The organism is Acinetobacter sp. TW_SC_4, assembly GCF_054861205.1.
Genome location: NZ_CM142174.1, coordinates 1,818,268 through 1,839,300, shown reverse-complemented (window position 1 = coordinate 1,839,300; position 21,033 = coordinate 1,818,268). Strand labels below are relative to the sequence as shown.

Below are 21,033 nucleotides of genomic sequence, written 5' to 3'. Positions count from 1 at the left end.
CTTTAATTTTTATCGCAAATACAAAATTATTATGGGGCGGTGATATAGGATTCATCAGGTAAATAACTTAACATAAGTATCTTGAAAATGATTAACTCTGAGGTTGTTTATGTCATCCAGAACGCCATATAAGGTGTTATGTGTTTGTTTGGGAAATATTTGTCGTTCTCCCACGGCAGAAGTGGTACTCAGACATTATTGTGATGAACAGAAACTCGATATTGTGATCGACTCAGCAGGAACCAGTAATTACCATCCGGGGAAAGCACCTGATTTGCGTAGCCAGCAGCATGCCTTAAAGCGAGGTTATGATCTTTCCGGTCTGCGTGCGCGTCAACTTAAAACCCATGATTTTATTGACTATGATCTGATTCTGGCGATGGATCTGGAAAATCTGGCGGATATTCACGCGCTTCAGCATCAGGCAGAGGCAGAATTCGGACACCTGCGTGCTCAGGTTGCTTTAATGAGTGAACATGATCAGCACTATCCAAAACAGGCTTTGCCAGACCCATATTATGGCGGGGCAGATGGTTTTGAGCGTGTCCTGAACCAATGTGAGTCCAGCAGTCGGGCTTGGGTAGAAATTTTTAAACAACATCAAACAGAAAAGGTTTAAGTCATGCAGATTCAGACTCAGGTTCAACTTAAACCTTTTAACACGCTAAATCTTGAAGCGATTGCCGCTTATTACAGCCAGATCCAATCAACTGATGATCTGATTGCTGCACTGGAGTTTGCTGAGCAGCAACAACTGAATGTGTTAATTCTTTCTGGCGGTAGCAATATGTTATTGCCGGAACAGATTGATGCACTCGTCCTGCATATGGATATTCAGGGCATTGAAATGCTGGAAGGAAATGAGCAGCATCAATGTCTGCGGGTAGGCGGGGGCCAAGTTTGGCATGACTTCGTACTCTGGACGACAGAACAGAAATTCTATGGTTTGCAGAATCTGGCCCTGATTCCCGGACTAGTCGGCGCATCTCCAGTGCAGAATATTGGGGCATACGGTGTCGAGGTCGGCGAATTTATTCATGCGGTAGAGGTCTATGACCGTAAGCTGAAAAAATTTGATTCCATTCCTGCCGCAGACTGTCATTTTTCCTATCGTCATAGTATTTTTAAAGATGATCCAACACGTTATGTGATTACACACGTTATTTTTAAATTACTAAAACAGGCAAATCTGAAACTGAATTATGGTGATCTTAAAGCAGCGGTCGGTGATAATCTCACAGCAGAAAACTTGCAGCAGCAGGTGATCCGGATTCGTCAGAGTAAACTGCCTGATCCTAAAGAATTTCCAAACGTGGGAAGTTTCTTTAAAAATCCTATCGTAAATCAACAGGTTTTTGACCAAATTGCTGTGCATTTTCCTAATTTGCCCCATTATCCGCAGGCCAATGATCAGGTTAAAATGGCGGCAGGCTGGCTGATTGATCAGGCAGGCTGGAAGGGGAAACAGCTTGGGCCAGTTGGCATGTTCCATAAACAGGCGCTGGTTCTGGTGAACTATGGTCATGCTTCTCTGACTGATGTCCGTCAAACCTATGGCGCAGTACAGCAGACAGTCTGGGATAAATTTAAGATTATGCTCGAACCTGAACCGGTATTATTTGATTGTAAAGGCTTAATTCGATCTCATCAGGATAAATAACGTATATGAAAAACACCCATTGGATGGTCCGTTTAGTACAAATCGTCGCAGGACTGTTTGTATTTTTCGGCTGTCTGGTGATGTTAATCTATTCGCCATTTTATTCGCAGCTTGTGGTTAAGGGACTCAATCGATTTGTGTCCTTTGAAATTAACGAAGTTGCAGCACAAAGCCAGAAAATGGCTTCCCTGAGTGAAGATGATACGCTCGAACCAGGTTCTGATCAGTGGATTGCCCGTCAGGCTTATTTCCATGTGATGGAACAGGATATCCAGAAAAATCATTCTGCCAATCTGATGCTGATTCAGGCACGCTACAAGATACTGCAACAGATGATTGAAGAACATCAGCGTGAACAGCAGGAAGAAAAAGCAGAACAGAATCAGCCTGCACAAGTGCCTTTATTGTCCCAGCAAGAACCTGTTGAAGCCGTTGACCCAACTCAGAAGGTCCGCGAACTGCTGGAGTGGGACAGTAATGAAAACAAAGAACGCGTTGAGCAATATATTGAATTCTTGACAACTCATCCTTTAGAAGATGAAGAAGCGAGTGCCGTTCAGGTCACAGCGAAAGAGGAAATCAAGGAAGATCTGGCTTTACTGCAAGAACAGCAGCAACAAAAACCGGTCAATCAATCTAAGCCTTATGCCATTGTGGTCTTAGGTGGTGGTTTAACCTTGCATGAAAATGGTAAGGATATTGTGGTCAATGACTATACCCGTTTGCGTCTGGAAACCACACTCGCAGTTGAAAAACAGTATCAGTTACCGATCGTATTGAGTGGTGTGGAAGCGCCGTATATGCAGCGCTGGTTACAAAATTACAATGTCGATGCCAAATTGCTTGAAGACCGTAGCATGAATACCTGTGAAAATACCCGTTTCAGCTCATTATTATTGCAAAAAAAAGGTGGAGCACCGACTGTGATTCTGATTACCGACCGTTATCATATGCCACGTACCCGTCGTCTGTTTGCATTAAATGGCATTCAAACTATTCCAGTGGAAGCACCGATGCCGAAGTCCTTGACCCGTTGGCGTCCAAGTCGACAAAATTATGATCATAGTCGCCGTGCCAATTATGAAATGCTGGCCACTATCCGCGATATGTGGTTTGGCTCCAGTGACTGTCGGGAGGTGCCTTAATGTCTGATATTCCGTTTTTAACCCCGACCATCCTGAAACAGCTGGATTTACCTGTGCCAAGCAGGGAAACAACGCCACAGCTTTTACAGCCCTTAAACCTGAACAGGGATGACCAGCCCACTATTGATCTGCTGTCTTATCGCAGACTGTATGGTTTTGATTTACTGGATTGCAAGCATTGGCAAGGCTATGTACAGATGCCGCTGTTTAAACTGCATGTGCAAGTATTTACACCTAATCTAGAAAATACCCGTTTTGACAAGATTCAGGGAACGGCGTTTCTATTACATGGATATCTGGAACATAGCGGAATTTATCAGCCGATCGTACGTGAGTTACTGGAACAGGGTTTTAGCGTCCTGACCTATGATCTGCCGGGGCATGGTCTCAGCGATGGTTCATCTGCCAGTATCCAGAATTTTGATCATTACCAACAGGTTTTGCATGCGGTATATCGTTATGTGAAGCATGCCGAGCAGTTACCTAAACCTTGGGTTGGCATTGGACAAAGTACCGGTGGTGCGATCTGGATGCATCATTTGCTCGAATTTGCAGAACGACGCGAAAATCCGTTTGTAGATCGCGTGCTGTTATTGTCACCATTGATTCGTCCAGCTAAAACTGCCTGGTGGCATAATCCGCTCGGTCTCGGCATTATCAGCCGGATCAAGCGTGAAGTACCACGTCATTTCCGCCGTAATAACCATAATCCTGAATTTCTGCGTTTTATCCGACTTAAAGATCCTTTACAACCCCGCATGATGAGCATGGATTGGATTCTGGCGATGTCACGCTGGATGTTGGAAATGGAAGCACGTCCAGCCTGCCGAATCCCTGTCTGGTTAGCTCAAGGTGCTCAGGATCAGACAGTGGACTGGCGTTATAACATTGAATTTATCCGTCGCAAGTTCCGCCTGCAAACTTTGTTAATGCTGGAAGAAGGTTCACATCAATTGATTAATGAACGCGCGGATATCCGTGCAGCACTCACAGGTTTAATTCCAGCCTTTTTACATGCGCATGGCAGTAAGACCTATTATTAGACTGTCACACTCTCAATTAAAAAAAGGCGTTTCAGTAAACGCCTTTTTCTTGTCTAATTTAACTAAGTTTTATTTCTTATAAGCTCAAAAACTTTCCAGTTTGGCCATATTCCACATACGGAAATAGAAATTTTCCTCATCTTTATTTTCGCAATGTAATAATTCGCCTTCTTTAAGCCAGAAATGAATCTGGGCAAAGTTCTTGATTTCATGATTGCTGATTCGCTGTGCCAAATGATGCGGCTTAATGGCAGAAGGATGTTTTAAACCTGCTGAAGCGATTAGCTCAGACAGGGCATGCATTGTATTTTTATGGAAATAAAACACTCGCTCTGCCTTAGTCGGGACATGTAGTGCTTTTTGACGCTCTTTATCCTGAGTAGTCACTCCTACTGGGCATTGATTGGTATGACAACTCTGTGCCTGAATACATCCGACTGCAAACATGAATCCGCGCGCTGAATTGACCCAATCTGCGCCAAGTGCCATGGTACTGGCAATATCAAAAGCACTGATAATTTTCCCGCTTGCACCAATTTTAATCTTGTCTCTCAATCCTGCACCGACCAAGGTATTGTGCACAAACAAAAGACCTTCTCTTAAAGGAGTACCCATATAGTCAATCAATTCAATTGGTGCAGCGCCGGTACCGCCCTCAGATCCATCTACCACAATAAAATCAGGATAAATTTTAGTATACAGCATGGCTTTCACCATACTCATAAATTGCCAGGGCTGACCCAGGCAAAGCTTGAATCCGACTGGCTTACCTTCAGAAAGCTCGCGCAGTTGTTGAATGAAATTCATCATTTCAATGGGAGTTTTAAACGCCGGATGCCCAGAAGGAGACACACAATCATGTTCACGGCTAATCCCGCGAATCTGAGCAATTTCTTCTGAAATCTTGGCTTTAGGTAAAATCCCGCCATGTCCAGGCTTTGCGCCTTGTGAAAGCTTGATTTCAATCATCTTTACTTGAGGTAGCTTGGCTTTTTCTGCAAATTTCACCGGATCAAACTGACCCTCTAAGGTCCGACAACCAAAATATCCGCTACCAATTTCCCAGACAATGTCACCGCCATGTTCCAGATGATAAGGGCTGATACTACCTTCCCCGGTATCATGAAAGAATTTGCCTTTTTGCGCACCAAGATTCAAAGCCCGAACCGCATTGGCACTTAAACTTCCGAAACTCATAGCCGAGATATTTAAAATGGAAGCAGAATAAGGCTGGGTACATTGCTCATTGCCGATTAGAATACGAAAGGTTTCTGGATCGGCAGGTCTGCAAGGGGTAAGGGAATGGCTAATAAACTTATAATTTTCTTCATAGACATTCATGATCGAGCCGAAGGGCTTATCTGAATTTTCATTTTTAGCCCGTTGATACACCAGACTGCGCTGCATACGTGAAAATGGCAGGGCATCCCGATCCGCTTCAATAAAATACTGACGAATTTCAGGACGGAATTCTTCAAAGATAAAGCGGAAATGACCCATAATCGGGTAATTTTTTAAGATTGAATGTCTGTTCTGCAAGACATCATATAGGCCTAGCAGGCTCAGCAGAATACTGACGATCCATAAGGTATTCACCAAAGTTGCCGGCATAAAATAATAGATATAGCGCGGTTCATAACCGATATGAAAAATCGTAAAAATAACGGCGATGGTGATGCAGGCAAACCAGACCGAGTGCCGTGAAAAGAAAGTATTAAGTAATTTGTGTCGTACTAATTGCGCAGGGTTAGCCATTATGAAATTAAATTCCTATTTCCACTACGATAGCGTTTAATAATGTGCAGAGCTGCCTGGCTTATACAAGCATAGAATTGTTTTTTAATTTTATAAACTTGCTGAAAGTCTTTTAATAGCTGCCATACTTATCTTCTAGATAATAAATTTTCCAAATAATCTTCTATGGAAAAATTATGCAAAAGGCATGCATTCTTTTTATTTCAAAAACAGGCTTAAGCGCTCTATAGTGATTTTTATCCCCACAGCAGGAGTGTAAATTATGACAAAAAAATCGATCCGTTTTAATAATGCAGAGCTGGCTTGCTCATGTTATCAGGCTCTTTCATTTCTAATGTGACACATCCGGTCTGTTTTCTGGGGCAAGAGGAAAGTAGACCGGCTCAGTAATAGATCACCAGAGCAATAATAAAAATAAAATGATAAATTGATCAGGTCCCCAAAATGGGGACTTTTTTATTCTTTGGAAGAGACTGAATCAGTTTCATTCACTTGGTAAACAGCATCTGCCACTATTTTTGGTTCGATGTTTTTGATTTTATTACCAAAACTGCGTAACCACCAGACCAGTTGCGAGGTAAAAGGCACAGTCGCACTAATCAGGGCCATGCCATTTTCAATTTTTTCAATGTTTTGATCTTTGCTGAGCTGACTTTCTTCAAAATAGTGCGCATCAGATTCAGGCATGCTCAGTTGAAGCAATACATTTTCTGTTGGCTGGTTAAAATCGACCCGGAATCCTAAAGCCCCAGATTCGATGTATTCATCAATATCAAAATTTACCGGATGCAGGGCACGAGAATTCAGCACCACCGCTGATTTAAAACGGTGCAGGGCAAAGGTTTGAATATCCGATTTATCATGACGGGTACAGACCAGATAGATAATTGAACCTTTTTGTACCAATGCCAGCGGATTTAAAATATAGGTTTTCTCTTCGCCATTATGACCACGACCCTGATAAACACATTCCAGCTGTTTGTCCTGTAACAGGCCTTCGTAAATCGCCTGTTGGGCCGTTTTATCGACTACAGGCGGAATAAGTGGCTGAGTGGCGGGCACGATTCTGACCCGGTTAATCCATTGCCGTACATTATTTTGTGATGACAGGCTGCGTCGAGCCAGATCAAACCAGGGGTTCATTTCTTCAATCAGACTAGGTGGCAGTAGGTGTTTGAGATGTTCTTCCACCATCATAAAAGTCACCGCCTGTGAACTGGTCATATGCGGCAAGCTTTGAATGGGCGCATCTGAACGCCAGCGCCAGCCTTGTGGCGTGGTTTTACTGCTCTCAATCGGAAAACGCTGGGCAATCTGGTTCAGGTCACGCTGAATGGTACGCAAACTGATCTCGATCCCTTCACGATTCAAGATTTCCTGGAGTTCACGGGTTCCCATCCATTTGCCGGTAGAAAGACGCGACAAGATTTGCCATTGGCGGTAAAGGCTATTGGAGGTTTCTTTTTCTTGTGCTGACATAATGTATTTTTACTGGCAATCAGTGGAAAAAAATTAAATATGAGCTTACCACAATAAGAAATCTGGATTTTTTTCGCAAGTTATTCTGCGCAACAATTGTCCTACAATCCGTAAACACCTTGGCGAAAAATGATATTGAGTGAATAGGCACTTTACTGGGTTAATACAGACTTCGAAACGGATGTCATGGCATGGATATTGCTCTGATTTTATTATAGTAGATTACAATGAAGAGGTTTGTATGCTAAAAGAAAGCCAGGATACAAATACTATTACAACAGTAGAAAATCATACTGCAGCAGATTTAAGCAAAAATTTTACAGATACTACAGCACTCAATATTTCAATCAAACATAGTCCGCATTTTTTATACCAAGAGATTTCTTCGAAATTTTTCAATGAAATGCGTGATCATCAGGTGATGAACAGTCAGGCAGGTCAACGACTTGAAGAATGGCTGTCACAGCATACACTGGATGAACTGAATCAGCTAAATGAAGTAGCAAAAGAACATTTTCTTTATGATGGTATTACGTTTACCGTATACGGCGATGAGCAAGGCACTGAGCGGACTATTCCGTTTGATGTAATCCCACGGGTGATTGCCCGTAAACAGTGGAATATGGTGGCACTCGGTTCAGCACAGCGTGTTCGTGCCTTAAACCTTTTTCTGCATGATATTTATCATCAGCAGGATATTCTCAAAGCCAATATTGTTCCTGAACTTCAGGTACTGACCCATGAAGCGTATCAGCCGCATATGTATCAGCATCATTTGAAAGGCAGTATCTATAGCCAGATTAGCGGGATTGATGTTATCCGGGATTCCAAAGGCGAATTTTATGTACTGGAAGATAACCTGAGAACGCCGTCTGGTGTGTCCTATATGCTGGAATGCCGCAAGATCAGCCAGAAGTTAATGCCAAAAGTGTTTGAGCAATCCAATATTGCCGGTATTGAGCAATATCCAAAACTCTTAAGAGAAATTCTGGCGGAAAATGCCTATACCGATAATCCATTCATTGTGGTTTTGACTCCGGGTCGTTTCAATAGTGCTTACTATGAACATGCTTGCCTTGCAAGGGACATGGATGTGCCTTTAGTGACATCACGTGATCTTTTTGTTGAGAACTCTAAGGTTTATGTAAAAACGATACGTGGGCGTCAACAGGTTGATGTTATTTATAGAAGGGTCGACGACGCCTATCTTGATCCACTGTGCTTTAAACCAGATAGTACTTTGGGTGTCCCGGGCTTAATGTCTGCATATTTACAACATAATGTTGTAATCGCAAATGCACCGGGTACAGGTGTGGCAGATGATAAATCGATTTATCCTTATGTCGATAAAATGATTCATTTTTATTTAGGTGAAAAACCGATTTTAAATAATGTTCCAACCTACCAATGCCGTAATCCGGAAGATCTGGACTATGTGTTGGCAAATTTGGATCAGCTGGTCGTCAAGGAAGCACAAGGTTCTGGCGGTTACGGCATGCTGATTGGGCCACAAGCCTCTCAACAGCATATTGATATTTTCAGAGATAAGATTTTAGCTGCGCCGCATTTATATATTGCGCAGCCAACTTTGGATTTGTCGGTCAGTCCGACTATAAGCAATTTTGGTATTGCTGAACGACATATTGATCTACGTCCTTTTGTCTTGAGCTCACCTTACCGCACTGAAATTGTGCCAGGTGGTCTGACCCGGGTAGCCATGCAGGCAGGCTCACTGGTGGTCAACTCATCGCAAGGTGGCGGGATCAAAGATACTTGGGTAGTCGACAACTTACATTCATAACATTCCAAAGAAGGATAACGTCATGGTTTTGTTAAATACCAATGCGCAACATATTTTTTGGTTAGGCCGTTATTTATCTCGTACCCAGTTTTTATGTTCGCATTTTCCATTTTTAGATGATGAAGCCGCTGTGGCTTATGCACATGCTTTCTGTTTGCCTGCGTTTGATGCCAGTTCCTTAAATGAGCTGGTTCTAGATAGCACCCAGCCGACTTCATTTACCCAACAGTTTCAAGTGGCAAAAGACAATATTCAGGAATTACGCGGTGTATTGTCTGGCAAAGCCTATTCCGAACTACTGAAACTGATTAAAACTGCCGATCAGAATGCCGGTTATATCTGCGATGTCGTGACAGATTGTGCCGAAATTCTGGAAGCAGAATCATCAGATGTATTTCTGTTTTTCAGTCTGGGCCAATGTCTGGAACAGCTAGATCAGCAATTACGTCTCGGTGAGGATACGACCCGTACCTTATGTAAAATCGATTATATTGTGGATACGCTCTGTGAGATTGGCTGGGGCAGTGTAAAGCAATACTGGACACAGTTACGTGCCGCACCTGATCTGAAGCAGTTTTACCAGTTTAGTGATCATATTCATCGCTTGTTCGAGGCTGATGTATGAAATTGATGGTGAATCACCAAACGCAATATACGTACACAGCCGAGGTGAGGAACAGTATTCAGTATATCAAAATGATGCCTTCCACCAATGAGCATCAGAAAGTGCATTATTGGGATGTCAGTGTACCGGGGCAGAAAGTGATTCGGCATGATGCCTTTAAAAATCTCTGGATGACCAGTACACAGCGTGAATCCTATCATAGCCTGATGATCATGGCACAAGGCATCGTTGAGCTAAAACTCGCGCATGAGCAGGGCTTAAATGATTCATTAAATCCATATCTGTTTTTACAGCCGACTGAAGCTACAAAATGTAATGCAGAGATGAAGGATTTTGCAGAGCGGCATGTTCCAGCATTAACTCGTAAACATTTAATCGGCTTGGCTCAAGCTATACTTGAATACGTTCCTTATATATCAAATAGTACTACGGTACAGGGTTCTGCGATTGATGCCTTTGAAGTACGTCAGGGCGTCTGTCAGGACCACAGTCATATTTTTATCGCCATGTGTAAACATTTAGGTTTACCATCACGTTATATATCAGGTTATCTTTATGCACAGAATGCCTCACATCTGGCGAGTCACGCTTGGGCTGAGGTATTTGTTGAACAGGCATGGTACTGTTTTGATGTGAGTAATCTGTTATTTACGCCAAGTGCGCATGTCTATGTTGCGGTGGGACGCGACTATTGGGATGTTGCACCGGTTCGTGGTGTAAGAGAAGAAGGCGGTGAGGAATCCATGTATTCCATCGTCCAAGTACTAGAATGTTAATTCATTAATAAGGACAAAAAATGACGTATTGTTGTGCCCTTCGTTTAGAGCAAGGTATGCTATTTATCAGTGATACACGCACCAATGCTGGTGTGGATCACATTTCGGTATTCCGAAAATTATATACCTTTGGGGCAGATGGGGAGCGCGTTATCGTACTCCAGGCCTCCGGAAACCTGGCAACAACACAGGCAGTAATCGGACATATCAGAAATCAGCTGGAACTCAGGCAGGAACCGAATATCCTGAGTTTACCCACCATGTTTGATGTTGCGGAACTGGTGGGCAATACGCTCAAAAAAGTAATTGCCAATGTGACTGATGATAGTTTAGAACAAAGTACTTACTATTGTAATTTCCTGGTCGGCGGCCAGATTAAAAATCAGGAAATGCAGCTCTATCATATTTATCCGCAAGGCAATTTTATTTGCGCGACACGGGATACGCCATATTTCCAGATTGGTGAAAGCAAATATGGTAAGCCGATTCTGGATCGTGCTCTGACCTATGATATGCCACTCGATGAGGCATTACGCTGTTCTCTAATTTCTTTTGCTTCTACCTTACGTTCAAATGTATCTGTCGGTATGCCGCTGGATGTACTCGTCTATAAAAAAGACAGTTTAATGATGCCGAAAGGGAAACGTATTGCTGAAGACGATGAGTATTTTACGGATATTAGCCGGCAATGGTCAGAAACTTTAAAGAAAGGCCTGGCGGAATTACCCACACCATCGAATGACTATTTCTTATAAGATTTATAGAAATAAAAATAAGTATTTCTTATAAAAATTAGTAAAAATTGACTGCTTAGTGTACAGTGCTAACTTCTATACGATATTGCATAGATAAGAATAGAGGTTAGCCGCATGTACCAATTTTGTTATGCTAGTGAAAGTACCTCGTCCAAAGCCGACTTACTTCAAGATTTAACGGATATCCTTAAAGAAGCACGTGATTTTAATCATCCTAATCAAATAACAGGGGTGCTTTATTTTGCTGATGGACATTTTTTCCAGTGCTTGGAAGGTGAAAGTCTGGTTTTAAAAGCTTTACTGACAGAGAGACTATCTAAAGATTCACGCCATAAAAATATTAAACTATTTGAAACTAAAGAGATTGAGCAGCGTACTTTTGTCGACTGGTCGATGAAATACATTTCTAAACGTAGTTCCATTCAACAATTCTGCCAAGAGATGGGGCTTGAAGTTTTTACGCCTAATGATTTTAACCAGGAACAAGTAGATGCTTTATTACTTGAACTGTCATTAATCGAAAATGAAGAGCAAAAATTAGCTTAAATACTGACCGTATAAAAAAGCCCAATTTATATTGGGCTTTTTTATTTTTGGCTAGTTTTTCTTTAAACCAGTTTGCGTACCGGGCGGGCAGACATGCGGCAAAGTAATTCATAACCAATCGTACCATTGGCTTCAGCTACATCATCAACCAGACGGGATTTGCCCCATAGTTCGACTTCAGTACCTAATTCCAGATTGAGACCAGTTGCATCAATGGCAATCATGTCCATTGCCACACGGCCAATCACACGGGTTTGCTGACCATTAATCGCTACATAGTTCTGTTTCAGGAAAGCACGTGGATAACCGTCACCATAACCGATAGAAACAATGGCTAAAGCCATATCTTGATCAGCAGTGAAAGTAGAACCATAGCCGACATGTTCACCCGCTTTGATATTGTTCAGTGCAATCACTTCGGCAGTAAAAGTCATGACTGGTTTTAGATCTAAATCATGTACAGTTTTGTCTGCAAATGGAGTCGCGCCGTAGAGCATGATGCCTGGACGGACAAAGTCAAAATGCAATTCTGGATATTTATAGATTGCAGCTGAGTTACAGCAAGAACCTATTAAAGGTGCGCAGTCATTTTTCACTTCAAGGAACTGCTGGATTTGCTGTTCATTGAGTGGATGTTCCGCATCCGCATTGGCAAAGTGCATCGCCAGCACGCAGGTAAAACCTTCTGCTTTTAGTTGATTGATCACATCTTTAATCACATCAATTTTAAAACCAAGACGGTTCATACCGCTGTTGAGTTTTACCCAAACTTTTAAGCCTTTCGCAATATAGGCTTCTTTATTTGCCAGTAACCAATCCAGTTGTGGCTGATGATGCACAATGACTTCAATATTCTGATCGATCACAACCTGCATTTCATCTGCAGAGAAAATGCCTTCGATCAGGGTAATGGGTTGCTGATAGCCGAGTTCACGAATTTCCAGCGCTTCTTCCAGACAAGCGACACCAAAGGCATCACTATCTTTTAAGGCTGCTAAGCAGTCTTTAACTCCATGTCCGTAAGCATTGGCTTTGACCATGCTGACGATTTTAGCGGTTGGGGCAAGTTGTTTGACACGGTTTAAATTATATTGCAGTGCTTCACTGTCAATATAAACTGTAGCTTGGCGCACCCTAGATACTCCTGCGGGATGACAAAAATAATATCGTGTGGAACACACAAAAGAGGGAGAGAAATAACAGGATTGTGAAAACAAAAGCGGTCATTTCAGAATTGCGAATATTGTAGACCTATCTACCATAAATGGACATGCTCATTTATATAATTTCATGCAAAGCAAGCATTCTAAATAAAAAAGAGACCATTTCGGCCTCTTTTTTGGAATCAGATTAACCTTGAGTGCTTACTCTTCATCATCATACTGGGCATAGAACTCAGAAGAGAGGTTACTGAAACGGGTATATTGACCCTCAAATGCCAGACGAACTGTACCAATTGGACCATTACGCTGTTTTCCAATAATAATCTCGGCAGTACCAGCTTCTTTGGATTCCTTGTTATAAACCTCGTCACGGTAAATAAACATGATCAAATCGGCATCCTGCTCGATCGCACCAGATTCACGAAGGTCAGACATTACCGGGCGTTTATTTGGACGGTTCTCCAGAGAACGGTTCAACTGTGATAAGGCGATCACAGGACATTGCATTTCTTTAGCCAAGGCTTTTAAGCTGCGAGAAATCTCCGAGATCTCGCCTACACGGTTATCACCCATACCCGGCACTTTCATCAACTGAAGATAATCGACCATGATACAACCGAGTTTACCACCATGCATTTTAGCAATACGACGCGCACGCGCACGAACCTCAGTCGGTGGTAGTGCAGAGGAGTCATCGATATAAAGATGCTTTTCCTGTAAATGTACAATGGTACTGGTTACCTTAGACCATTCATCACTGTCCATTTTACCGGCACGTAAATGCCCTTGATGCACCCGGCCGAAAGATGAAATCAAACGCATCGCAATCGAATCCGCTGGCATTTCCATCGAATAGACCAGCGCAGGGAGGTTGTTGTTAAACAGCACACTTTCGACCAAATTCATGGCAAAGGTGGTTTTACCCATAGAAGGACGGGCTGCGACAATAATCAAATCACCGGCCTGCATACCGGAAGTTTTATTGTCCAGTTCCACGAAACCGGTGGTCAGACCGGTAATTGAACCTTCTAATTGAGACAGTTCATTTAACTTGTCGAATACGTCAGCTACCACGGTATTAATTGCTTTCGGGCCTTGAGCCTTGGCATTGTTATTATGTTGTTCGGCAATCGAAAAAATATTAGTTTCAGCCAAATCCAGAATTTCACTGACCGGGCGACCTTTAGTGTCATAGGCATTCTGTAAAATTTCAGAGCTGACCTTGATCATGCTACGTAAAGTAGAGAACTCTTTAATTTTGCCGGCATAGGTTTCCAGGTTGTAGAAACTTGAAGGCGAGTCAGCCATTAGCTGCATTAAATATTCTTCACCACCGACAGCATCGAGTAAGTTCTGCTTGATCAGCCAGTCATGAACCAGTACTGCATCATAAGGCGAATTTTCCTTAGAAAGCTGTTCAATGGCACGGAAGATATATTTATGCCGGGTCGCATAAAAATCATTTTCAGTCAGCACATCGCCGACTTGTTCAAAAGATTCAGCCACAGTCATAAGGGCAGCAAGTACAGCCTGTTCAATCGCTAAATTGTGCGGGGGAGTACGGAACTCCTTAAGTTGGGTATCAGCAACAATTTCTGGTTTAGCGGTAGGTGCCTTTTTGCTGGCATTCGCCTGTGACATATAAATCCCTGATTTTAAATACAATGGTTAAATATTGTCGGAGATGAATAAGGTTTATTCACTACGAGATGAAATGATACGCGGTCTGATCCAAAATGCGAAGTGCAATTTTTTGTGAACACGAAGAATAAATTGAATTTTCTACTGTTGAGCTTGAGCAGATTATATTTTTTAGAGATAAAAAAAGAGCATGCCAAAGCATGCCCTTTTTTCGGTGAGAAATTACTCAGCTACGATAGTAACCAGAACTTCTGCAGCAACATCATGGTGCAATTGGATTGCGATGTTGAATTCACCAGTGTTGCGAAGCGCGCCATTTGGAAGACGAACTTCAGCACGGTCAACTGTAAGACCAGCATTTGTCAACGCGTCAGCGATGTCACGAGTACCGATTGAACCGAACAGTTTACCTTCATCACCAGCTTTCGCAGTGATTACGATGTTAACTTCGTTCAATTGGTCAGCACGTGCTTGAGCAGCAGCTAATACTTCAGCTTCTTGTTTCTCAAGTTCAGCACGACGAGCTTCAAAAGCAGCAGTGTTAGCTTCAGTAGCTGCAACTGCTTTACCTTGAGGGATCAAGTAGTTACGGCCGTAACCAGCTTTAACTGAAACTTTATCACCAAGTTTACCAAGGTTTTTAATGCGTTGTAATAAGATAATATCCACAGCTCAACCTCACTTATGATTGTCAGTGTAAGGGATCAAAGACAAGTAGCGAGCTTGTTTGATAGCAAGTGCTAGCTGACGTTGGTAACGAGCTTTAGTACCTGTAATACGGCTAGGAACAATCTTGCCGTTTTCAGTGATGTACTGTTTTAAAGTGTCGATATCTTTGTAGTCGATGTACGTAACGTTCTCAGCTGTAAAGCGGCAGAACTTGCGACGACGGTAAAAACGTGCCATGTTAGGTTCTCCTTATGCTTCAGCAGAGTCTTGAGCTTGTTGTGCTTCTTCACGTTGAGCTTTACGCGCACGTTTTTCTTCAGCACTCTTAGCCAATAGTGACTCTTCAGTGATAGCGTTTTCACGACGGATGATAAGGCTACGAATGATTGCATCGTTATAACGGAACAATTCTTCTAGCTCATCAAGAGTAGTTTGACCACACTCAACATTCATAAGAATGTAGTGAGCTTTGTGGATCTTGTTGATTGGGTAAGCCAATTGACGACGGCCCCAGTCTTCAAGACGGTGGATTTGACCTTCAGCTTCTTTGATGTGAGTTAGGTAACGTTCTACCATACCCACAACTTGATCGCTTTGGTCTGGATGTACCAATAGTACGATTTCGTAGTGACGCATTGTCAGCTCCTTACGGTTTAAACAGCCCCAATTTAAGTGAAATTGAAGCAAGGAGTCACAACCTTGGTTGTGTCGCATAATATGCGAAGCGTGAAGTTTAGTGGTTTTGGGGCTGAAATACAAGCAAATCTTGCCAGATGATGAATGTTTAAGCAGGTAAGGAAGTAAATGAAAAAATTTACAAGAAGAAAATTTCTAAAGGAAACAAAGTTACTTTAAGTAAGTTTGAAAGAAATTATGTTTTTAATAAGAGAAATAAAAAAGATAGAGTAAAACTCTATCTTCTTAAAAAAATATGATTGGATTCTGCGGGGCAGTAGAAGTAAAACAGAAAATAATACTGATCACGGTAATCAGTTTGACCGAGAACATGAAATACTGTTTTGCCCATGCCTGATCATCTTCAGCTTTAAAGCCTTGGATACTGAGATAGATCCAGTAAAACGTCATCAGATTCAATACCACCAGATAAATCCAGTTTGCATAACCATAAACAAATAGAGCATTCATGGTGATTCCGAACAATATCACGTAGATCAAAGATTCGATCTTGGTACGTCGAATTGAACGAGCGACAGGCAGAATTGGAATGCCTGCATTTTTGTAATCTTCAAAACGGTAAACTGCAATTCCCCATGAATGAGGCATTTGCCAGAGTGCATACCCTAGAAAAATTAAAAGGGCACCCAGGTCAAACTGGCTTGCAACTGCGGTATAACCGATCACAGGCGGTGCTGCGCCAGAAATACTGCCTACCAGTGTTTGGTGAATAGTTGTTCGTTTTGTCCATAAGCTGTAAAAACCAACGTATACGACAAAACCAATAACTGCGAATAGGAAAGCGTATGCATTTACCCAGAACCATAAAATGCCAAAACCGATCACACCCAGTACAAAAGCAAAGGCGAGAGCAACAGGGACAGAAATGGTTTTTTTGACAAGTGCGCGATTTTGCGTGCGCTGCATTTTTTGGTCGATGTCCTGATCAATAACGTTATTGACCACGCATCCTGATGCTACTACGAGAGTAGTACCAATAAGAGTAAGAAGCAGGAGAAGGAAATCTACAGAACCTTGAGTGGCTACGAAGTAGCCACCCAAAGTGGTAACAAAGTTACCGAAGAGAATTCCTGGCTTAGTCAGGAATAAATACTTTTTCAGCATGACAACCAGTTTAGATCATCATGTTGTAGTGTAGGTAGTTCATGATCCATACAGAACCCACTAAAAGAATAGCGATGGTTAAGATGGTATACACAAATGCAATTACGTTCCAGCGTTGCTCTGAAGAAGAGTTCATGTGCAAGAAGTAAATTAATTGCACAAGAATCTGAGCGACTGCAGTAATTGCAATAGCAGTAATCAAGATACCGCGGCTAAAACCACCTGCCATAACCATACCGAATGGAATTACAGTAAGGACAACAGACAGGATGAAGCCAACAGTATATTGCTTCATGTTACCGTGTGATTCGCCAGCAGCGTTATGATCATGACTCATTATAGAACTCCCATCAAGTAAACTACGCTGAATACACAGATCCATACGATGTCAAGGAAGTGCCAGAACAAGCTTAGGCACGCAAGACGACGAGTGTTAGGTAGAGTCAAACCATATTTCTTGATTTGAATCATTAACACGATCATCCATACCAAACCTGAAGTCACGTGGATACCGTGCGTACCTACCAACGTAAAGAACGAAGACAGGAACGCAGAAGTGCTAGGGCCATGACCAGCATGAACTAAATGATTGAACTCATAAAGTTCCATACCGATGAAGGCAGCACCGAATAACCAAGTGATCGCTAACCAGGTAAGAACCTGACCAACGTTTTTCTTGTAGGCAGCTAGAACGGCAAAACCAAAAGTTACGGAAGAGATCAAGAGGGCAAACGTTTCAGTTAAAACGAAGCCTAATGAATCACCAAACAGATCACGCGCGCTTGGAGTGCCTAGTGGAACGTGGCTACTTAAAACAGCGAATGCAATGAAGAGTGTACCGAAAAGGATAAGGTCACTCATCAAGTAAGTCCAGAAACCAAAGACAGTGATGTCAGTATCATCGTGATGATGATGCTCATCGTGCCCGTGGTTATCGTGATGAAGTACTTCAGCCATGGTCTTAGTCCTTCTTCAAGTGTTTTTCAAGGATCGCGTAACGTTCACCTTCAATACGCTCAACTTCAGCAGCAGGAACATAGTAATCCACTTTCTTGGTGAAAGAAGACACGATGAAGCTGATGATAGCTGCTACGAAAGTAACCGCTACTAACCACCAGATGTGCCAGATTAACGCGAAGCCCATAACAGTAATGAACATTGCGATAATGAAACCAGCAGCACGGTTAGTCGGCATATGGATATCTTCGTACTTCGTAGGTTTTGCATAAGCAACACCGTTTTCTTTCTCGATCCAGAAAGTATCAATACCATTGATCTTTGGAAGATGAGCAAAGTTATAGAACGGAGCAGGAGAAGATGTAGCCCATTCAAGCGTACGACCATCCCATGGATCGCCAGTCAAATCTAGACGTTGATCGCGTTGTAGGAAACCAACAACGATTTGCATGATGAAACATACAATACCAAGTGCAACTAGAACAGCACCGAACATTGCGATGTTTACATACGGATCCCAGTCTGGGTTATCAAATGTATTCAGACGACGAGTCATACCCATGAAACCAAGGATATAAAGTGGCATGAATGCAAAGTAGAAACCGAAGAACCAGAACCAGAATGCTGCTTTACCCCAAGTCTCATTCAGTCTCCAACCGAACATTTTCGGCCAGTAGAAGATGATACCCGCGAACATCGCGAATACTACACCACCAATAATTACGTTATGGAAGTGAGCGATCAGGAATAAAGAGTTGTGTACCAGGAAGTCCGCTGGTGGAACCGCCATCAATACACCTGTTAAACCACCGATACCAAAGGTCACAAGGAAGCCAAGTGTCCATAGCATTGGGGTAGTGTAAACGATACGACCCTTGTACATGGTGAACAACCAAGAGAAGATTTTCACACCAGTAGGAATCGCAATAATCATGGTCATGATACCGAAGAACGCGTTAACGTTGGCACCTGCACCCATGGTAAAGAAGTGGTGAACCCATACAACGAATGACAATACTGTAATTGCAACTGTTGCATAGACCATTGATTTGTAACCGAACAACGCTTTACGAGCGAAAGTCGATACAACTTCAGAGTAAATACCAAATGCTGGCAATACCAGAATGTATACTTCTGGGTGACCCCAAGTCCAAATCAAGTTCACATAAAGCATTGGACTACCGCCTAGCTCGTTTGTGAAGAAGTGGAAGCCGAAGTAACGGTCAAGAGACAGCATTGCAATAGTAGCAGTCAACACTGGGAATGCTGCGATAATCAAAACTGCTGTACATAAAGATGTCCAGGTAAAGATTGGCATTTCCATCAGTTTCATGCCAGGCGCACGCATTTTGATGATGGTAACGAAGAAGTTAACACCCGTTAATAGCGTACCCAAACCTGAAATCTGCAGTGCCCAGATGTAGTAATCCACACCGACGCCAGGAGAGTATTCAATGCCTGATAGTGGAGGATAAGCCATCCAACCAGTCGCAGCGAATTCACCTAGAGCAAGTGAAACCATCATCAAACCTGCAGCACCAGCAAACAGCCAGAAGCTTAAAGAGTTCAATAATGGGAATGCAACGTCACGTGCACCGATTTGAAGCGGTACAGAGATGTTCATTAAGCCAACAACAAGACCCATTGCCACGAAGAAGATCATGATCACACCGTGTGCGGTGAAGATCTGGTCATAGTGTTCTGGGTGCAAGTAGCCTTCGCCGCCACCTTTTGCAAGGAACTGCTGAAGACGCATCATGATCGCATCGGCGAAACCACGTACCAGCATGATCACTGATACAAAGATATACATGATACCAATTTTTTTATGGTCTACAGATGTGAACCATTCGTTCCACAGGTAGCCCCATTTTTTGAAGTAGGTAATACCCGCAACAACTGCGATACCACCTAAGATCATCATTGCAACAGTTACCAGTACGATTGGATCGTACGGAATTGCATCTGGACCTAACTTACCTAAGAAGCTCATGAATTATTCTCCTTGAGAAGCAGTCGCATGTTCAACATCTACATGTGCTTCAGAAGCAGCTGCTTCCTGGTGAGCAACAGAAGACGCTGAGTGATCAGCACCGTGATAGTTACTCATGTAGTTATTGATCACAGATTCAAACAAACCTTGCTCAACAGAAGAGTAGTAAGTCACTGGATGTGGCTTAGTTGGGTAAGGCTTCATTGCTTCAGCAGCAGCCTTCTCTTCAGGAGTCGTAGCTTTTGCAATAATCGCTTCGATTTGGTGTTTACCACGGTTACCGTCACGCAAGCTTGCAAATTCAGCTTGGTCTAAAACAGTTTTTTGAACTGCTTCTGGATTTACTGAAGTACCGTTACCTGCTTTAACTGCAGCTACCCATTCAGCAAACTGAGCATCAGTCACAGCATGTGCACGGAAGCGCATTTGTGAGAAGCCATAGCCTGAATAGTTAGAAGAGAAACCGCGGTAGCCTTCAGCTGGGCTAGTTTCGTCTGCCATTAAGTTCAGGTGAGTTTGCATACCCGCCATTGCATAGATCTGACCACTTAACGCAGGGATGAAGAATGAGTTCATCGTGAAGTTAGAAGTCAAACGAAGACTTACCGGAGTTTTCTCTGGGAAGCGAATTTCGTTTACAGTCGCAATGTTTTGTTCTGGGTAGATGAAGATCCATTTGAACTGTTCAGCAATAACCTGAACTGTTAATGGTGCTTTATCTGCCTCAAGTGGGCGGTATGGGTCGTACTTGTGGGAACCCCACCAAGTTAACCAAGCTAAAATACCAATAATAATGACAGGGATACCCCAAACTACAATTTCAATCGCAGTAGAGTGTGCCCATGTAGGTTTATAGTCTGCGTCTTTATTCGATGCGCGATATTTCCAACCGAACCATAATGCCATGATAATTGATGGAATTACCACCAATAGCATTAAGTAAATCGCAGTCATCATCAGGCTACTTTGGCCTTCAGCAACTGGACCCTTAGAGTTCAGAAGTACTAGATCACCACCACACCCTGTTAAAAGTGCAGCCATCGTTGATAAAGACAATACAGCTAAAATCGTTTGTCTCATTTTACAACCTCGGTGAAGAGTCCCATTCCCTAATTTAATATGGGATAGCGATTAAAGTGTCGCATGATAAAAGAGGCTGTTTTTTTACAAAACACCCTTCTAATCATAATACACCGCTACGTTGTAGGGCATTATGCCTGATATT

The 21,033-nt window shown here is 42.6% G+C and carries 21 protein-coding genes; 9 read left to right on the top strand and 12 right to left on the bottom strand.

The window, feature by feature from the left end:
* Window positions 1-109 precede the first annotated feature (109 nt).
* Genes ACWM1W_RS08810 through ACWM1W_RS08795 form a run of 4 tightly spaced genes read left to right on the top strand, consistent with a single transcriptional unit; the run spans window position 110 to window position 3,848 of the window.
* A complete protein-coding gene (locus ACWM1W_RS08810; protein ID WP_034170543.1) occupies window positions 110-619 on the top strand; it encodes a low molecular weight protein-tyrosine-phosphatase in 510 nt (169 codons plus the stop codon).
* A 3-nt stretch (window positions 620-622) separates the two neighbouring features.
* A complete protein-coding gene (gene murB, locus ACWM1W_RS08805) occupies window positions 623-1,660 on the top strand; it encodes a UDP-N-acetylmuramate dehydrogenase (protein WP_034170542.1) in 1,038 nt (345 codons plus the stop codon).
* A gap of 5 nt (window positions 1,661-1,665) precedes the next feature.
* Window positions 1,666-2,805 carry a YdcF family protein gene (locus tag ACWM1W_RS08800; protein WP_312088162.1) on the top strand — a complete coding sequence of 380 codons (1,140 nt, stop codon included), beginning with the start codon at window positions 1,666-1,668 and terminating at the stop codon, window positions 2,803-2,805.
* The gene (locus tag ACWM1W_RS08795) at window positions 2,805-3,848 is read left to right on the top strand and encodes an alpha/beta hydrolase (protein ID WP_375725586.1); all 1,044 of its coding nucleotides are present in this window, start codon (window positions 2,805-2,807) and stop codon (window positions 3,846-3,848) included. The genes ACWM1W_RS08800 and ACWM1W_RS08795 overlap by 1 nt, the downstream gene beginning before the upstream one ends.
* Window positions 3,849-3,932: 84 nt before the next feature.
* Here the strand turns inward: ACWM1W_RS08795 and ACWM1W_RS08790 are convergent, their stop codons facing one another.
* Together ACWM1W_RS08790 and ACWM1W_RS08785 are read right to left on the bottom strand one after the other, a co-directional pair.
* Entirely contained in the window at window positions 3,933-5,603 is a 1,671-nt protein-coding gene (locus tag ACWM1W_RS08790; RefSeq protein WP_175967750.1) for an FMN-binding glutamate synthase family protein, read from the bottom strand.
* A gap of 456 nt (window positions 5,604-6,059) precedes the next feature.
* A complete protein-coding gene (locus ACWM1W_RS08785) occupies window positions 6,060-7,082 on the bottom strand; it encodes a helix-turn-helix transcriptional regulator (RefSeq protein WP_005236034.1) in 1,023 nt (340 codons plus the stop codon).
* A gap of 241 nt (window positions 7,083-7,323) precedes the next feature.
* Here ACWM1W_RS08785 and ACWM1W_RS08780 point away from each other — a divergent pair, with 241 nt between their 5' ends.
* From ACWM1W_RS08780 to ACWM1W_RS08760, 5 genes are all read left to right on the top strand, one after another.
* Entirely contained in the window at window positions 7,324-8,883 is a 1,560-nt protein-coding gene (locus ACWM1W_RS08780) for a circularly permuted type 2 ATP-grasp protein (protein WP_375725587.1), read from the top strand.
* Between the two features lie 22 nt (window positions 8,884-8,905).
* Window positions 8,906-9,508 (top strand): alpha-E domain-containing protein, encoded by a 603-nt coding sequence (locus tag ACWM1W_RS08775; protein WP_004783892.1) that lies wholly within the window; start codon window positions 8,906-8,908, stop codon window positions 9,506-9,508.
* Window positions 9,505-10,284, top strand: coding sequence for a transglutaminase family protein (locus ACWM1W_RS08770; RefSeq protein WP_375725588.1), 780 nt, complete (start codon window positions 9,505-9,507; stop codon window positions 10,282-10,284). The genes ACWM1W_RS08775 and ACWM1W_RS08770 overlap by 4 nt, the downstream gene beginning before the upstream one ends.
* A gap of 20 nt (window positions 10,285-10,304) precedes the next feature.
* Window positions 10,305-11,039, top strand: coding sequence for a proteasome-type protease (locus tag ACWM1W_RS08765; RefSeq protein ID WP_005236031.1), 735 nt, complete (start codon window positions 10,305-10,307; stop codon window positions 11,037-11,039).
* A 114-nt stretch (window positions 11,040-11,153) separates the two neighbouring features.
* Window positions 11,154-11,585 carry a BLUF domain-containing protein gene (locus ACWM1W_RS08760; RefSeq protein WP_375725589.1) on the top strand — a complete coding sequence of 144 codons (432 nt, stop codon included), beginning with the start codon at window positions 11,154-11,156 and terminating at the stop codon, window positions 11,583-11,585.
* A 62-nt stretch (window positions 11,586-11,647) separates the two neighbouring features.
* Here ACWM1W_RS08760 and alr read toward each other — a convergent pair whose 3' ends face one another.
* The 10 genes from alr to cyoA form a co-directional block, all read right to left on the bottom strand.
* On the bottom strand, window positions 11,648-12,718 hold the full coding sequence (alr, locus tag ACWM1W_RS08755) for an alanine racemase (RefSeq protein ID WP_034170534.1): 1,071 nt from the start codon (window positions 12,716-12,718) through the stop codon (window positions 11,648-11,650).
* 231 nt (window positions 12,719-12,949) lie between these two features.
* A complete protein-coding gene (gene dnaB, locus ACWM1W_RS08750) occupies window positions 12,950-14,389 on the bottom strand; it encodes a replicative DNA helicase (protein WP_375725590.1) in 1,440 nt (479 codons plus the stop codon).
* A gap of 222 nt (window positions 14,390-14,611) precedes the next feature.
* Window positions 14,612-15,058 (bottom strand): 50S ribosomal protein L9, encoded by a 447-nt coding sequence (gene rplI / locus ACWM1W_RS08745; protein ID WP_004783880.1) that lies wholly within the window; start codon window positions 15,056-15,058, stop codon window positions 14,612-14,614.
* Between the two features lie 9 nt (window positions 15,059-15,067).
* Entirely contained in the window at window positions 15,068-15,295 is a 228-nt protein-coding gene (gene rpsR / locus ACWM1W_RS08740; protein WP_004278792.1) for a 30S ribosomal protein S18, read from the bottom strand.
* Window positions 15,296-15,307: 12 nt separating this feature from the next.
* Entirely contained in the window at window positions 15,308-15,694 is a 387-nt protein-coding gene (rpsF, locus tag ACWM1W_RS08735) for a 30S ribosomal protein S6 (RefSeq protein WP_004696436.1), read from the bottom strand.
* 285 nt (window positions 15,695-15,979) lie between these two features.
* Window positions 15,980-16,858 carry a heme o synthase gene (gene cyoE / locus ACWM1W_RS08730; RefSeq protein WP_375725591.1) on the bottom strand — a complete coding sequence of 293 codons (879 nt, stop codon included), beginning with the start codon at window positions 16,856-16,858 and terminating at the stop codon, window positions 15,980-15,982.
* A 10-nt stretch (window positions 16,859-16,868) separates the two neighbouring features.
* Window positions 16,869-17,198: a cytochrome o ubiquinol oxidase subunit IV gene (locus tag ACWM1W_RS08725; protein WP_171064814.1), complete on the bottom strand. Its 330-nt coding sequence runs from the start codon at window positions 17,196-17,198 to the stop codon at window positions 16,869-16,871.
* Entirely contained in the window at window positions 17,195-17,815 is a 621-nt protein-coding gene (cyoC, locus tag ACWM1W_RS08720) for a cytochrome o ubiquinol oxidase subunit III (protein WP_004783873.1), read from the bottom strand. The genes ACWM1W_RS08725 and cyoC overlap by 4 nt, the downstream gene beginning before the upstream one ends.
* A 4-nt stretch (window positions 17,816-17,819) precedes the next feature.
* Complete coding sequence (gene cyoB / locus ACWM1W_RS08715) at window positions 17,820-19,808, bottom strand: cytochrome o ubiquinol oxidase subunit I (protein WP_175967748.1); 1,989 nt, start codon at window positions 19,806-19,808, stop codon at window positions 17,820-17,822.
* 3 nt (window positions 19,809-19,811) lie between these two features.
* Window positions 19,812-20,888, bottom strand: a complete 1,077-nt coding sequence (cyoA, locus tag ACWM1W_RS08710; RefSeq protein ID WP_005236020.1) for a ubiquinol oxidase subunit II — start codon at window positions 20,886-20,888, stop codon at window positions 19,812-19,814.
* Window positions 20,889-21,033 lie beyond the last annotated feature (145 nt).